The sequence below is a fragment of the Hyphococcus aureus genome, assembly GCF_042643165.1.
Lineage (GTDB): Bacteria > Pseudomonadota > Alphaproteobacteria > Caulobacterales > Parvularculaceae > Hyphococcus > Hyphococcus aureus.
In genome coordinates this window covers 326,255-341,731 of the sequence record NZ_JBHRSH010000001.1, presented here as the reverse complement: position 1 = coordinate 341,731, position 15,477 = coordinate 326,255, and the positions used below count along the sequence as shown (strand labels likewise).

The 15,477-nt window shown below is 55.8% G+C and carries 11 protein-coding genes; 8 read left to right on the top strand and 3 right to left on the bottom strand.

The window, feature by feature from the left end:
* Window positions 1–56 precede the first annotated feature (56 nt).
* Together ACFOOP_RS01495 and ACFOOP_RS01490 are read left to right on the top strand one after the other, a co-directional pair.
* A complete protein-coding gene (locus tag ACFOOP_RS01495; protein ID WP_379879016.1) occupies window positions 57–1,199 on the top strand; it encodes an exonuclease SbcCD subunit D in 1,143 nt (380 codons plus the stop codon).
* A complete protein-coding gene (locus tag ACFOOP_RS01490) occupies window positions 1,094–4,267 on the top strand; it encodes an AAA family ATPase (RefSeq protein ID WP_379879014.1) in 3,174 nt (1,057 codons plus the stop codon). Before ACFOOP_RS01495 ends, ACFOOP_RS01490 begins: the two co-directional genes overlap by 106 nt.
* Window positions 4,268–4,988: 721 nt before the next feature.
* Here ACFOOP_RS01490 and ACFOOP_RS01485 read toward each other — a convergent pair.
* Window positions 4,989–6,422, bottom strand: coding sequence for an IS1182 family transposase (locus ACFOOP_RS01485; RefSeq protein WP_379879012.1), 1,434 nt, complete (start codon window positions 6,420–6,422; stop codon window positions 4,989–4,991).
* A gap of 321 nt (window positions 6,423–6,743) precedes the next feature.
* On the opposite strand from ACFOOP_RS01485, the gene ACFOOP_RS01480 reads away from it, so the two are divergent.
* Both ACFOOP_RS01480 and ACFOOP_RS01475 read left to right on the top strand, forming a co-directional pair.
* Entirely contained in the window at window positions 6,744–7,751 is a 1,008-nt protein-coding gene (locus ACFOOP_RS01480) for a DUF7064 domain-containing protein (RefSeq protein WP_379879010.1), read from the top strand.
* A 15-nt stretch (window positions 7,752–7,766) separates the two neighbouring features.
* A complete protein-coding gene (locus ACFOOP_RS01475; RefSeq protein WP_379879008.1) occupies window positions 7,767–9,074 on the top strand; it encodes a phosphotransferase family protein in 1,308 nt (435 codons plus the stop codon).
* Window positions 9,075–9,100: 26 nt separating this feature from the next.
* On the opposite strand, the gene ACFOOP_RS01470 is transcribed toward ACFOOP_RS01475, so the two are convergent.
* Window positions 9,101–9,952: an HpcH/HpaI aldolase/citrate lyase family protein gene (locus tag ACFOOP_RS01470; protein WP_379879006.1), complete on the bottom strand. Its 852-nt coding sequence runs from the start codon at window positions 9,950–9,952 to the stop codon at window positions 9,101–9,103.
* Between the two features lie 3 nt (window positions 9,953–9,955).
* Window positions 9,956–10,798: an HTD2 family dehydratase gene (locus tag ACFOOP_RS01465; RefSeq protein ID WP_379879004.1), complete on the bottom strand. Its 843-nt coding sequence runs from the start codon at window positions 10,796–10,798 to the stop codon at window positions 9,956–9,958.
* Window positions 10,799–10,979: 181 nt separating this feature from the next.
* Here ACFOOP_RS01465 and ACFOOP_RS01460 point away from each other — a divergent pair, with 181 nt between their 5' ends.
* The 4 genes from ACFOOP_RS01460 to ACFOOP_RS01445 all read left to right on the top strand — a co-directional run bounded on the left by ACFOOP_RS01460 (window position 10,980) and on the right by ACFOOP_RS01445 (window position 15,476).
* Window positions 10,980–11,615: a TetR/AcrR family transcriptional regulator gene (locus ACFOOP_RS01460; protein WP_379879002.1), complete on the top strand. Its 636-nt coding sequence runs from the start codon at window positions 10,980–10,982 to the stop codon at window positions 11,613–11,615.
* Window positions 11,616–11,738: 123 nt separating this feature from the next.
* Window positions 11,739–12,875: an acyl-CoA dehydrogenase family protein gene (locus ACFOOP_RS01455; protein ID WP_379879000.1), complete on the top strand. Its 1,137-nt coding sequence runs from the start codon at window positions 11,739–11,741 to the stop codon at window positions 12,873–12,875.
* Between the two features lie 129 nt (window positions 12,876–13,004).
* The gene (locus tag ACFOOP_RS01450; protein WP_379878998.1) at window positions 13,005–13,487 is read left to right on the top strand and encodes a 2,4'-dihydroxyacetophenone dioxygenase family protein; all 483 of its coding nucleotides are present in this window, start codon (window positions 13,005–13,007) and stop codon (window positions 13,485–13,487) included.
* Window positions 13,488–13,583: 96 nt separating this feature from the next.
* Window positions 13,584–15,476 carry a thiamine pyrophosphate-binding protein gene (locus tag ACFOOP_RS01445; protein WP_379878996.1) on the top strand — a complete coding sequence of 631 codons (1,893 nt, stop codon included), beginning with the start codon at window positions 13,584–13,586 and terminating at the stop codon, window positions 15,474–15,476.
* The last annotated feature ends 1 nt before the right edge of the window (window position 15,477 follow it).

Sequence of the window (15,477 nt, the reverse complement as noted above, 5' to 3'; positions counted from 1 at the left end):
TCTTGTTGGCTTATATATCTAAAAAGTATACGTGTAAAAACTATATGGGGCAAGCCATGAAGCTGTTGCACACCTCGGACCTGCATCTCGGTCGTCAGTTCAACGGGATTTCCCTTGAGGAGGATCACGCAGCGGTGCTCGACCAGATTGTCGAGGCGGTTAAGGCGAACGGCGTCGACGCGCTCATCATCGCCGGCGATGTCTTCGACAGAGCGTCGCCTCCGCAAAGCTCAGTGAGGCAGTTCAACGGGTTTCTTCAGCGAGTGAAAACAGAGACAAACGCCGCGGTTGCTTTGATCGCGGGCAATCATGACTCAGGGGACCGCATAGACCTGTCAGCCATTGCGGCAGATCGCTCACGATGGCTCATTCGCGGTGCGATCAGTTCGGAGGAAACACCGCTTCTGCTCTCGGACCAGCATGGCCTGGTTGCGATCTCGGCGCTGCCCTTCGCTTACGAGTATGCGGCGCGCGAGTGCTTTGAGAACGAGGCCATTGATACGCCCGAAGATGTGCTGGTAGCGCAAGTCGCAGCCGCGAGCGCCAAGATTCCTGAGGGCGCACGGTGGATCATCGTCGCGCACGCCTTCGTTACGGGTGGTTCTGTGAGCGAAAGCGAGCGTTCTCTGACGCGGGTTGGCGGCATAGAGACTGTGAGAACCTCAGCTTTTGACAGGGCGCACTATGTGGCGCTCGGACACCTGCACCGGCCCCAGTCGGTCGGTGCTGACCATATTCGTTATTCCGGCTCGCCTCTCGCTTTCGGTTTCGACGAAGCCGACTCGGAGAAATCGATGAGCCTGATCGAGATGGATGCAGCGGGTGAGGTTACAATCGAAACCCTTCCGATCACGCCTGTCAGGCGCGCCCGCGTTCTACGCGGCAGGCATGCTGAGCTGCTGCACTCTGATCCATCGGGCGATTTCATAAAGGCCGAGCTGACAGATGACGCACCGGTCATCGACGGCATGAAGCGCCTACGGGAAGTTTTCCCGAACGCCTGCGAGCTGGTCTATGTTCGCAATGAGCGCCCGCTAGAGGTCAAGTCCGCAGACGGACAGGCTATCACCGCTGCCGAGCCAGCGGACGTGGTTTGGAATTTCCTCAGCGAAGTCGGCCTCGAAGGCATCACGGAGGTAGAACAGGACTTAGTGGCATCCTCTCTCGCGCGCTTGCGGCAGAAGGAGGATGCGGAATGAGACCCGTCCGACTCACGCTCCAGGCTTTCGGTCCCTATGCGAACCGGGAGGTCATCGATTTCCGCAGCGCCGTTGATGCGGGTCTGTTCGGCATCTACGGACAAACCGGCTCGGGCAAGTCGACCATCTTCAGTGGGATGACTTTCGCGCTTTTCGGCGAGGCGTCAAAGTCCGAACAAGATCGCACCTCTCTTCGCTCCGATCATGCAGCCGCTGAACTCGCGACCGAGGTTGAGTTCGTTTTTGATGTAGGCGACCGGCGTTTCGTTGTTGTTCGCCAGCCGGATCAGATGCGCCCGAAACAGCGCGGCGAAGGTGAAACCAAGAGCTCGCATGAAGCTCATCTGTTTGAGGCGACGGGCCTCTCCCTCGATGAGATCACTGGTGAGAAGCGCGGCAAGATCATAGCGGAGAAAAAAGTCCGCGATGTTGATGCTGCCGTTTCGGAGCTTCTTGGCTATGGCGCTGAACAGTTCCGGCAAATCGTTCTCCTGCCGCAAGGCCGCTTTGAGAAATTCCTGTCCGCCAAGACCAATGAACGTGTGACGATCCTGCGGGATCTGTTTGACGTCTCGCTCTATCAGGCCTTGATGGCTGACCTGAAAGAGAAGGCCGCTGAGGCGGAGCGGGAAGTACGCGAAGAACGGGCGGTCTGCGCCGGGCGCCTCAAAGCCGAAGGGTTCGAGAGCACGGACGCTTTGTTCGAGGGCATAAAGGACGCCGAAGCGACCGTTTTGGAACGGTCAGTAGTCGAGGCTGAAGCAAAGAAACAAGTGCAGGTAGCCGAGGTTGAATTTCGGTCTGCCGAAGCGATCGAGGTCAAGTTCGTTGCATCGGAACAGGCGCAGGCGAAGCTCACCACTCTGACAAGCCGTAAGGCGGAAATCGCCGCCATGGCAACCCAAATGAAGCAGGCGGAGCACGCCCGGCTTATTGTGGATGTTGAAGCCCAGCTCACCGCAGCGCGGAAAGACGTGCAGGAAGCGGATAGAAAACTTGCTGACGCCACAGAGGCGGAGAGCCAAGCCCGACAAAAAGTCAAAGACGCGACTGAGGCCCTCACAAAAGAACAAGAAAGAGCGCCTGAAGTAGAGGCTGCGCGGAAACACAAGGATGATCTCGAGCGATATGCTGCGGTTCTTCAAGCTGCATCGGCCAGCGCCGAGGCTGTGGAAGCGGCGCTTCAGGCTCAGCGAACGTCTTATGTGGCATTCGAGAAAAGCAAAGAACAACTCCAAAATCTCCGCAAGTCTCGTGACGATCAAGCCACTGCGCTCAAGACCGCCCGCAACACCGAAGGCAAGCGCGGTGACCTGACGAGAATACACACGGATCTCCTGGCCCAGAAGAAAGCCGCTGAGGACTACGGGAAAGCTGAGTCTGCGGTCGCATCGGCGAAAGCGGCGCTTGAAAAGGAAAGCGAAGCGTCAGCGGAGGCGCTACAGCATGAAGCCAAGGCACGCGCCGCCTATGTGACGGCGGAACAAGCCCTTGCCGCGGCTCAAGCGCTGCATCTGGCAACCAAGCTGGAAGACGACCAGCCCTGTCCTGTATGCGGATCGATCGACCATCCGAGCCCTGCGACGGGTGATATCGAGAATGCCGGCCGCGATCAGGCCTTCCGTGAAGCCCGCGAGTGGCTTGAAAAGGCTGAACGGGCTGCCCGTCAAGTCCGTGAAAAACTCGCCGGGCAGAAAGCCACGCTTGAGGCTCGTGAGGAAAGCCTCTCGCCGCTGGAACAGCCAACAGATACGCCTGTGGCGATTCTCGAGAAAGTTCGCCAAACCGAAGCTGACATCAATGCGCTTGGCCCCTCCGTGAATCTTGAGGAAGCCGAGGCGGCCATCGAGGCACTCGACAAGCAGATTACCGATCTGGAGTCAGAAACCGAGCGTCTCCGCACTAAAGCGGAGAAATGCCGTAACGCCGCGACCGAAGCCAAAGCCATCCGCGATGGAAAACTAGAGGCAGTCCCAGAGTCACTCCGAACACAGAACGCACTCGCATCAGCCCTGGAAGAGACCTCCCGCACGCTCAACGCGCTGGTCGAAGCGAAAGATAAAACGGATACACTGGTGAGGGAGGCGCGTGAAGCCGCCCTCTCCGCTGTTGCCACATTCAAGGGGGCTGAGGAGTCAACTGCAGCCTGCAAAGCCCGCTTCGACAAGGCCGAGTCGGCGTTCCGCACGCGTCTTTCTGAGCAAGGGTTAACGGAAGAACTTTATCAAACTCTCAAACCCGCCATCGCGACGATTGATTCAGACCGTGAGTTGGTCAGGACTTTCGAGACCCAGCTGAACGAGGCGCAGGGTGCAGCAAAAGCTGCAGCCTCAGCGATAGGCGATCTGACGCGTCCGAATCTTCCCGTTTTGCAGGAAGCGCAAGCAGCCGCCGCAGCCGCCCTGAACAAAGTGACGGAAGCGCGGGTTACTGCCAGCAATCGCGTTGAACAGCTGGAGAAGCTGAGTAAAAGCCTCGAAGAGACGATGCACAAACTGAATGAAGCAGAAGCTGAGTCCGGCCCCCTCCGCAAAATCGCGGCTCTTGCGAATGGTGACAATCCGCTTAACCTCAAACTGGAGACCTATGCGATTGGCGCCATGTTCGATCGCGTGCTCGAAGCGGCTAATCTCCGGCTCGGTCCGATGACCTCCTCCCGATATCAATTGGAGCGTGACATTGAAGGCGGTCGTGGCAGTCGCGGCCTCGGCATCCAGGTCTCTGACGCACATACTGGCAAGTCGAGAGGAACGGACACGCTGTCTGGCGGTGAGACCTTCATCGCGGCGCTAGCGCTCGCCCTGGGGCTCGCAGATGTTGTTGAATCGGCCAGCGGGAAAGTTCGCCTCGATACGATCTTCATCGATGAAGGTTTCGGAAGCCTCGACACCGAGAACGGTTCAGGCACCCTCGATCAGGTCCTTCACGTCCTAAACAGCCTCGTCAAACAATCCCGGGCCGTCGGCCTGATTTCACACGTCCCACTGGTCCAGGAAGCTATTCCAAACGGGTTCTATGTTCGCAAAGGTTTGGCCGGTAGTTCCGTTGAAGAAAGAGGCTTGATTTGATGGCGGCTCGACTTAGCAAAAGGCGGTCACACACTCGGCGCTTGAGCAATGGTAAAACTACGGTTGTTCGAGAATGTTGGGTTCTAATGGACGGTAACATCAGTACTAACAGGAACTGCTATCGACATGCTTGTCCAAGTTGTGGATCGGAAATCATCAGTGTTCATATGCCAAACGGCGGTTGGGCGCATTTCGAGGGTATGCCCGGTCTCACAAGAATTAAACATCCGTGTATGCATATTGGTGAATCGATACGTCGGATTTCGTGTGAGTTGACGCTAGATTTATTCGATAAGGAGTATGACAATGCCGATATATAAAGATGTCGACGGCGACTCTGGAATTCTGAGCTACGAATACGGCGCAGACTTGATATTGATCGAGTTCGAAAGAGGCGCCCAGAGGCATTATAAATACACATACGCTAGTGCTGGTGCTCACAATGTTGATTGCATGAAAAAGCTGGCAGATCAGGGCGAGGGCTTGAGTTATTACATAAATAAGAATGTCCCGAAGCTATATGAGCAAAAGTGGTAACGATGAGTGCCGAAAAATTCTCGCTAACAATTGTTGCAGTTGCCCACTCTGAGCGTCTTAACTGAATTGCTTATCTGCAGAAATCTTCGAGCATATATGCTTATGTCCGCAAAGAGGAGAGGCCGTGTAAAAACGGTTCCGTCGAGATCGTCGAATTTTTTATGTTGAGTTGGGCGTGACGATTTTATGCCGCCTTGATGGCGGCTATCAGCGGTTTGACGCCCATGATCGCAATCATTCGCTTTAGATTGTAGGTGAGGACGCAGAGGCTCATCTCGGTTTGGACGTTTTTGAGGCCCTTCATCAGGAAGTGTGTAGCGCCCATCCAGGCTTTTATCGTGCCGAATGGGTGTTCTACTGTCCGTCTTCGGATGGTCATCGCATCACTTTTGTTCAGCTGATCAAGCATGGCGTCGATTACGCCTTCATGTTCCCAGCGCTTGATGCGGCGCATGTCGCCAGTCGTGCAGCGCGGCTTGAGATGACAGGATTCGCACTTGGTCGTCCAATAAGAGTGAAGTGTCTGGCCACGTTCTACATTCTCAAAACGATAAGTAAGTTTTTCGCCCGCCGGGCATTGATAGACATTTTCTGAAGGGTGATAGACAAATTCATCCTTGCCAAACCGGCCGGCAGCTCGTGAGCCGGATGTAAGCGGCTTGGGCGCATAGACCGTGACGCCGTTGGCTTTGCAGGCCACGATCTCAGCGCCGCTAAAATATCCTCGATCAGCATAGACATCGAGCTTTTGCCGGCCCATGGCGGTCTTTGCTTTTGCCGCCTGTGTTGAGAGTTGCACTTTGTCCGAGACGATGTTCGTCACTTCGTGGCTAACGATCAAATGATTTTCGGTATCAACGGCAGACTGCACATTATACCCAACCATGCCGATATCGTGGCTTGTCGCCATGGACCTAGCATCCGGATCAGTCTGAGATATTTGTTGCTGCGGAGAGGCAAGAACTTCCGCCTCCCTCTGTTTGAGCTCCACGAGTTTCGCTTTCATCGCCGCCAGTTTTTCCTGCATTGAGGCGACTTTGTCGTCGGCAACGATCATTTCCTGACGATCCGCGTTATCAAGAGCGTTGAGATAATGCTCGATGCTCGCCTCAACCTGACCGATCCGGCGTTTCAGTTTGCCTTTGGTGAAGTTCTTCACCCGCGCGTTGACGGCCTTGAATCTTGCGCCGTCGATTGCGGCGACAGCGCGAACGAAAAGACCAAGCTCCCGGCACAAATCGACGAACTGCGCGCAAACAGCCTGTATCGCAGGGCCGTTGTCTTTTCTGAAGTCGGCGATTGTCTTGAAGTCTGGCGCCAGACGCCCCGTCAGCCACATCAGTTCGACATTGCGGCCTGCTTCACGCTCCAGTCGCCGGCTCGATTGAATGGCGTTGAGATAGCCGTAAAGGTAGATCTTCAACAGCGTTGAGGGATGATAGGCAGGGCGGCCTGTTGCTTTTGGCTGCACGCGATCAAATCCCAACGATGCAAGATCGACATGATCAATGAAGGCGTCAATCACACGAACAGTATTTTCTTCGTCGATGTAATCTTCAAGGCTGGCCGGTAACAAAGCTTGCTGGCAACGATCTTCTCCTTCAACAAATCGGCGCATTTTGACCTCCCAAAGAGACGTCAAAACGCTAATCTGATTTGCCCGTTTTCACACAGCCTCAGGATTATCCGGACTTCCCGCAATTCGTGAAACACCCATAAACCGCGGTTGTGAGTATCACTGCTAATATTGCTCTTGGTGTCTAGCTATAGAAGTGAGTTGGGTCAGTGCAGGCTGTTAACCGCTCAATTTTCGGTTTCCATAGATTCCGACCACGGACTCCTATCTGATCTAGCCGAGAGGGCTTCGATTGACGAATTATACTGTTTAGTATAACTTCCTGGCGCACAAAAATTATAAGAGTTGTGGGTAGGGAATATAATGGCGGCGAGAATGGAGCACGATTTTTCCGAAGCTGATGAAGGCCAGCATCCCATCGGTCCCGAGCCGAACTGGCAGGAAAGCGTCGTGCTGGTCTGGTGGGACGACAACGAAGGCGTCGGTGGGTTTCTGCGCTTTGGCCATGAGCCGAAAGCCAACTATGGCGAAGGCGTTTCCTGCGCCTGGGCGTCTGTGCAGACCCGCGCCGGAGACCGCTATTCACAATATCTTTTAAAGCCGTTTGAAGAAACTGATCGCGCTGATCCAAAAGCCTTCCGCATAGGCAAAGAGTATTGCGCCGCATTTGACGGTGAGCATTCCGTCTGGACCATCAATGAGCCGGAATGCGAAGCTCGCCTTGAAACGGATATATTCACGCCGCGGTTTGATCTCTTCGGCCGAGGACAGGCGGTTACCAATGACTATGCGCCGGGCCATCTCGAGGCGGCGGGAAATATCTGGGGCGAGCTGCGCCTTGGCGACCGCCGCTGCGAGGTGAAAGGCTTCTGCTACCGCGATCATAGCTGGGGCAACCGCGAATGGGGTAGTTTCCTCAGCCATCGCTGGGTGGCCGGCACTTGCGGCCCTGAACTGACCTTTAATGTTACGACTTGGCATGCCAAAGATGGTTCGCTCGGCGCATATGGGCTTGTTATCCGCAACGGCGTTGTAAAGCGCGCGAAAAATGTTGATGTCGTTACCTTTATTGAGCGGGATGCACTGACTCATCGCGGCGGCGTCGCCAGTCTTTATTTCGATGATGAGGATCCGTTGATCGTGCAGTTAACCGCTATTGACGCGTTCATCACCACGCATAACGGCATAGTATGGACCGAGCAGGTGTCAGTATTTGACTATCAAGGCATGCGCGGCATGGCCAACTTCTCAACGTCAAACAATGCCCGCGCCGGAACCGGACCGATTCTCGGCGTTCACAATGGTACGCTGGAAAGAGGGGTCTCGCGCCGTGAACGCCCCATTGAAAAACTTGTTCTGGCTTCGGCCTAGATAATCGAGGTTCGCGTGGCCGAGAAGACTCATATCACCTCTATCGATGAGAACACTGCTTATTGGTACCTCATCAATATGGCGGATACGCTCCACCATGAAGTCACCCCCGAGCTCAAAGGCGCGGCGAAAGAAAGAGCTGAACAATTGTCGCTAATGATGACACGGCTTGCGACGCGACTGGTTTTTCCGTCTGAAGACTCAGGGCCGCATCTTGATGCGTTAGAGGGCGGCCTCGACAAAGAGTCTATCAATCATGACGGCGCGATACTCGATGCGGAGCAAGCCGTTGTCGATGAGCTGATGGCGTCGATCGCAGGCAAGGCCGGGCCGCAGGCGCGTGAAGCCGATCCGGCCCGTATCGAGGTCTATCTTAAATCCATTGAGGCAGGCGGGCCGGCCACGAAAGTGACCGCCGCTAAACTGCTCGCCGGCGGACGCTCAAAAGCGACGTTCAAGGTCAGCCAGTCTGGCGCGCGCGATCTGCCTGACGATCTTATCATCCGGCAGGACTGGGCGGGTTCCGTCACGGGCGCGACTGTCGTCTCAGAGTATGAGATGTTGAGGAAGCTTCACGCCCATGGCGTGAAGGCGCCGCAGCCATTTGCACTCGAAACAGGCTCCGATGCGCTCGGTGCGCCATTTATGATTGTCGCTGCAGTTCGTGGGGCTTGCATCGGGGGGATTTTCGATCCGCCGCGCGACGAAGCGCTTGCCCTGCAGGCGGCGGAGCAAATGGCGGCGTTCCACCGGATTTCCTGTGCGGAGTTTGAGGCCTGCGAAGGCCTTATCGAACGGTCCTACACGGCGGAACAGCTTTCCGCCGAGCTTGACGCCATCGAAGGCATCGTCAAGTCGCTCGAAGGGGAGAATGTCACGCTTCACGCAGCATTTGACTGGTTATGGCGGCATATTGCCGACGTGAAAGGTCCGCGTGTTCTCGTCCATGGCGATCTGGGTTTCCATAACTTCCTTGTTGAGGGCGGAACGCTTTCCGCTGTTCTTGACTGGGAGTTTGCGCATCTTGGAAATCCTGCCGAGGATTTAGGGTATGTGCGCAGCTGGGCAGAGCAGATGACGGATTGGGAGACTTTTCTGCGCGCCTATCGGGAGGCGGGCGGACTTAAAACCGACAAGACGTCGGTCGATTTTTTCACATTGTGGAGCGGCTTGCGCATCTACCACTTCTTGATGCAGGCGCGCGCCGGGATCACCAGCGGTAAAGTGCGTGATCCCGAGTTGACGCATATTTCTCTGGAGCTTGCGCCCATGCTCGCGCATCGCATTTCCCGTGAACTTCGGCGCATTGTAAGCGACGAATAGCGCGTCTCCCTAGTTGAAAGCAGCGTTCAGCGTGCTCGGCTCAGCAGCCTCCGGGCCTGTTCAACAACGGGAAGGTCAATCATCCGGCCTTTATGCTGAATGACAGCGGCGCCTTTTGCGGTGGCGACTTCCCAGGCGCTGACAATCTCTTTCGCCTGCGCGAGTTCCATTTCGCCGGGTGCGAACACGTCGTTGACGATCTCCACTTGCGCGGGGTGGATGCTCAAGGCGCCGGTCACGCCATAGGCTCGGGCTTCCTGTGCGGCGCGTTTGTATGCGGCGAGATCACTGAATTCGCCGATCGAAATAGGAAGCCCATATGCGGCGACGTCTGCTGACGCGGCCGCAAGTGCGATCATTCTGCAAGGGAGGTCGAGCGCTTCGCGTGAAGGCGTGACGCCAAGGGCGAGCGAGAAGTCTTCACTGCCTAAAGCCAACCCGGCAAGTCGCGGCGCCGAGGCGATGTCCTGAAGATTAAACAGCGCGCGAGGTGATTCCAACAAGGCGATAATTCCGATCTCGCCGGGCGGCAGCCCGGCTTTTTTTTCCGCGCCAGAAAGGATTGGAAGAATGGAATCAATCTGTTTTCGGGATTCGACTTTCGGAATGACAATGGCGCGCAATGGCGCACAGACAACTGCCTCAAGGTCGGCGGCGGCGGCGTCAATCTCTGCATTAATGCGCGCCATCACGGGCGCGCCAAGAGCGTCAAGGCGTCTTGCCTCTTCCGGAAAGAGCTGTCGCGCGGCATCCTTTGCGGCGGGCGAGACGGCGTCTTCGAGATCGAGAATGAGGGCGTCCGCCCCTCTTTCATGGGCTTTTGCAAGACGGCGTTTGTCATCAGCCGGCGTGAAAAGCAAGGAACGGAATAGCGTCATCGTTCAGTCCGCCTGAATGGACGCCGACATAGTCTCAACGCCTTTGTCATTGCAAATCCATAAACTGTAATTGGGGCCCGACCCGTCAATGTGAAGATCGAAAGGCTGGTCAGAAAAAAGCGGGCTTTTGGCGCGAAACCCAAAACTTTTGATGCAGCGCCCAGGGAAATTCTGCAGAAAGAAATCCATCAGCAGGGTCGCAGAATACGGCCCGTGCACGACCAGCCCCGGATAATGCTCAACACCCTGCGCATAGGCCTGATCATAATGAATGCGATGGCTGTTGAAGGTCAGCGCCGAAAACCGGAAAAGCTCAACTGTGCTCGCCACATGCCGCCGTTTGTGTATGAAGGACTTGGTTTCGGCCGACGACGCTTCACGCTCAGGTTTTTCGCTTTGCGGCGCCGGGTTAAGGTAGATCAGATTCTGAACCTCACGAATGACCGGCGTCTCTCCGGCAAAAACGTCATGAGCGACCTTGACGATCAGCATCTCGCCTTGGGAGCCGTTCTTGACGCTCACATCCTGTATCATGGATTTTCGTACAATATTCACGCCGACGGTTAGAGGGGCGACAAACTCAACCTGCCCGCCAGCCCACATGCGTCGTGAGTGCGGGGAGGGCGGCAGAAATCCGCCCCGGCGAGGATGGCCGTCTGCATCGAGGTCTGACAGGCGCTCGTCAGGTAGAAAATAAAGCCAATGAGCCAGAGGCGGAACCTCGCCTTGCGGCCATGGCGGCGCTTCATGATCGAGGAGAGCCGCAAGCCGCTTCAAAGGGCCGGACGCGGTGATGTCGGCGCGCGACTGGCTTTTTCCGATCCAGTTATGCGGCTTTTCGGTCAAATACGCCTCCACTTTATGGGGTGCCACCGCCAGTCGGACGCCCGAATGGCGCTTCGGGCGGCTTCTTTTGCAGCATCATAGGGTGTGGCGAATGATTTCATACCGCCTTGTTGTTCTTACTACTCGAAAGGTATAAAAACCGGTTTAGAATCAATAGTTTCTTTTACGGGCGCGGGGGGTCATGAAGGCCAAAGCGAAACAGGGCTCTATCAAGGAGCAAGTCAGCGATCTGAAATGGAAAGCGGTGATCGATACCGCAATCGAGCTGTTTCACAAAAACGGATATCGCGGCACGTCCATCGATATGATTGCCGATGAACTGGGCGTGACCAAGCCGTTCATTTATTACCGGTTCAAAAGCAAGGCTGATCTTCTGACAGGTGTTTTCGCCCATGCGGAAGAGGTTGTTGCAAAAGACGCCCAAAAGATATTGCAAGGCCCGGAAACGCCGGATGTGAAATATTACAATATCGTCCGCCAGTTCGTTGAAACGGCTTGCGAGCATTGGAAGCTGCTTTCCGTATTCTACAACGAAGAACATAATCTTCCCGAACGAAAATTGGGCGAAGTGCGCCGCATCCGTCGTGAATGGATAAAGAGTATCGCGAGCCTTCTCGAAGAAGGCCGGAATCAAGGGTATTTTAAGTTCGGCGATGTTGAGATCACGGTGAACGCGCTGATGGGCATGGTGATCTGGATTTACCAATGGATGCCGAACTACAAACAGAAAGATCATGATTTTATCGCCAAGGAACTGACCGGTTGCGCCATGGCGCTGGTCGGGTCGCAATCGCCTGCCCGCCCGGGGAAACGTTAAGGCCTGGGCTATTTTACGGGCATTGTACCAAATAGAATAATTATGTACAGTACGGTATAATCGGCGGCGGCTTCTTGCTGGCGCTGGTTTTGTCACGCCCGCAGATCATGGAGCCCGGAGCCGGTGCAATCGTCAATTTTCAGCGAGGAGCACGAGCTTTTCCGGGAAACGGTGCGCCGTTTTTTCCGGGAGGCGGTGGAGCCTTTCAGCGCAGAATGGGAGCGCAAAGAACAGGTTCCGCGCGAGCTATGGCTGCAGGCGGGAGAGCTTGGGCTGCTGTGTCCCAGCATACCGGAGACCTATGGCGGGGCCGGGGGAGATTTTCTCTACAATGTCATTGTGGCGGAAGAGATCGGCTACGCGATCGGCGGCGGCAGCGTCGCATTCTCCGCTCATTCCGACATCGTCGCTTACTATTTGCTAGGGCATGCTGCAGAGGAATTGAAGCAGGAATGGTTGCCGAAAATGGTGACCGGGGAATGCCTGACCTCCATCGCCATGACCGAGCCGGGGGCGGGCAGCGATCTGAAAGCCATCAAAACGCGCGCTGTCCGGGACGGCGATCATTACGTCCTTAACGGCGCCAAGACCTTTATCACAAACGGGCTCGACGCCGATCTTGTCGTTGTCGCCTGCAAGACCAACCCCGAAGCCGGCGCGAAAGGCATTAGCCTGATTGCGGTCGATACGCGGCTTCCAGGCTTTCGGCGAGGAAAGACGCTGGAGAAAATCGGCCAGCGCGCTTCGGGTACAGTTGAGCTTTTTTTCGATGATCTCCGCGTGCCGCAGCAATGTCTGCTCGGCGAAGAAGGCGCCGGGTTTGCGATCATGATGGAAGAACTGCCGCGAGAACGGCTTAATATCGCCATCAGGGCTCATACATCCGCCCTTCGCGCATATGAAGAAACCGTCAGCTACGTGAAGCAACGAAGCGTTTTCGATCAGGCTGTTTTTGATTTTCAGACATGCAAACATGCGCTCGCCGAAATCAACACCGATCTTGCGGTGGGGCGGGCGTTTCTTGATCAGTGCCTGTCGCAGATGCTCCGGAACACGCTCACCCCGGAAGCGGCGGCCATGGCGAAGCTATGGCTTGCCGAAATGGAGTGGCGCAGCCTCGACAGATGCCTGCAGCTTCATGGCGGCTATGGCTACATGATGGAGTATCCCATTGCCCGTCTTTTCGTGGACGCGCGAAGCCGCCGGATTTACGGCGGTTCCTCTGAAATCATGCGGGAATTCGTTGCTCGCAAGATCTAGCGGCGAGCCTATGGGCTATTTTCGGGTCTTTGGCCTAAATCAGTTGCAATTATTCTATTCTGTCGAATAATATACTAAACGGTATAATCACGACGGCGCGCCGATAAGGCCTGCCGCAGGGAGAACACGATGCTGAAACTCGACCCGGCGGAAGCAATTTGCCTGAATGACGAAGACACGCCCTGGATTCCATTTGATCTCGATGGTTCCGTTGCGCTGAAATATTTTCATATCAACCCGGTTAAGGGCGAGATTGTTCTCCTCGCCAAAAACAAGGCGGGCGTAAAATTGCCCCGGCATTATCACACCGGGCAGGTGATTGTTTACACCGTCGCCGGCTATTGGAAATACGCCGAGCATGACTGGACGGCCGGACCGGGCAGCGTCGTTTACGAAGTCGCCGGTTCGGAGCATCAGCCGATCATCCTTCCGGACCACGATGTTCTCGCTGTGAACATCGTGCAGGGGGAGTCTTTTTTCTATGACGAAAACGGGACGCAACTCGGCGCGATGAATTGCGACTTCGCAATGACGACATATCTCAAACATTGCGAAGAAAACGGCATCAAGCCGAAAGATCTGACAACTTTTAATCCAGATCGTTTCTCGTAACCAGAGGATTATTCTTGCAACGCCTTTTTGGTGTTGGGTTTGTCTTGCCATCAGTATTGCAAAGGCTGCGGGATGCAGCCGTTCGGGAGCTAGGGCGTGAGCAAGGAAAGTAAAAAGCCGGCGGAAAGCAATGAAACTTTCGGTGGCGAGGTTATCGGGCGAACGCTGAAAGAGGCCGGCGTCGAAGCGACTTTCGGTATTTACGGCTCGATCGGGCTCGCTATTGAAGCGGCCTCGCAGCGCGGCGTGAAAATGTATCATTTTCGCCATGAACAATCGGCGGGATTTGCAGCCGACGCATATGCAAGATGCTTGAAGAAGCCGGGGATTTGCTTCAGCTCTTCGGCGCCGGGATTCACTAACCTCGTTTCCCCTATAGCGCAGGCGCAGAGCGCGCTTAGTCCTGTCGTGCTGTTGAATGGACAGCATGGAACGACGGGCGACGGCGTGAATACGATCCAGGAAGGGTATGCAGCAGATGTGCTGAAGCCGTTTTCAAAATGGACGCATCGCTGCCTTGACTGGAACATGCACGCATACTGGACGAAAAAGGCGCTGACGGAATCCGTTCAGTATCCGCCGGGGCCGGTGGTGCTCGAATTTCCGCGCAACGCGCTCAACGCCAAAGGACCTGACCGTCAGTTGAAATATGAGCCCGCCGCGAAGACGCCGTCGCCAAGCCTTCCATTCGGCGATCCGCAGGAAATTGAACGTGTTGTCGCGATGCTCCGTGATGCGAAACGCCCGCTGTTGATTGCCGGCGATGGCGTTTACTGGTCCGACGGCATGAAAGCCTTAAAGGATGTTGCCGAGCAGCTCGCAATTCCCGTCCACACACGGCGCACGGCGCGTGGCGCCGTTGCAGAAAATCATTCGCTTGCCTTTACCGGTGGCTATCGTGGTGCGCTGTTCCGCAATGCGGACGTGATCTGTCTCATCGGCATGCGCGCCTCTTATCTGGAAGAATGGTTCGAACCGCCTGAATGGCGCCGCGACGTGCGCTATATTCAAATCGCCGAATGCGCCAATGAAGTCTGGCCGGGACTACCTACAGAGATCGCTGTTGTCGGCGCCGCCGGCCCGGTATTGAGTCAGATGTTGACTGTGGCGAAAGCCTTGTCGCCGACCCCGCCTGCCCGGGAGGAATGGCTCAATACGCTCGGCGCCGCGCGGGAGAAGTTTAAATTGCGGCAGGGGGAAGCTGTCGATAGTTGGCGGGCGCGGAAAGGTGAGCTTATTCACCCCCATGTGCTCGGCGCAAGCATCGCCGATGTGCTTGACGATCAGTCGACGGTGATTTTCGATTCTTTCACGGCGACCAGTTTTCTGACCGACAAGCTAGAATCGAAATATGCAAGTCAGATCCTCGATGCGGGCCTGCATCAGCCAGTCGGGCACGGCATCGGCATGGCCGTCGGCGCGCAGATCGCGCGTCCGGGCCGGCAAGTCCTTGCCCTGATGGGCGATGGCGGCTTTGGCATCAGCGCCATGGATATGGAAACGCTGCTCCGCTACAATCTTCCGGCAGTCATTGTCCTTATGAACAATAACTCATGGTCGACAGTCGCCGCCGGTCATGACGAGTTTTATCCCGAAATGGGGTCATGGGATAATACGCATGACATCCGTTATGATCGGATGTTCAAGGAACTCGGTTGCCATACGGAACATTGCGTCGAACCGGACGAAATCACACCGGCTCTTGATCGCGCCTTTGCGTCAGGCAAGCCATCGCTCGTTCATGTGGTGGCGGACACACGCGATATTCATCCCTTGCGGCTGCGCATTTGCTGGGGCGACGCCTGGTCGCGCGGCGACCTCGATCGCCTGCCGCCGGCGGCGAAAGAAGTGTTGAAACGTAACGCATCAGCCCGAACCCTGCGCCGCGTACAGAAATACTGGGTCGATAACGGGATCGATATTCCCCTCGAAGATCTGGCGCGCATGGCGGACTTTCCGCTCGATAAACTTGACGACGACAAGGCCTGAT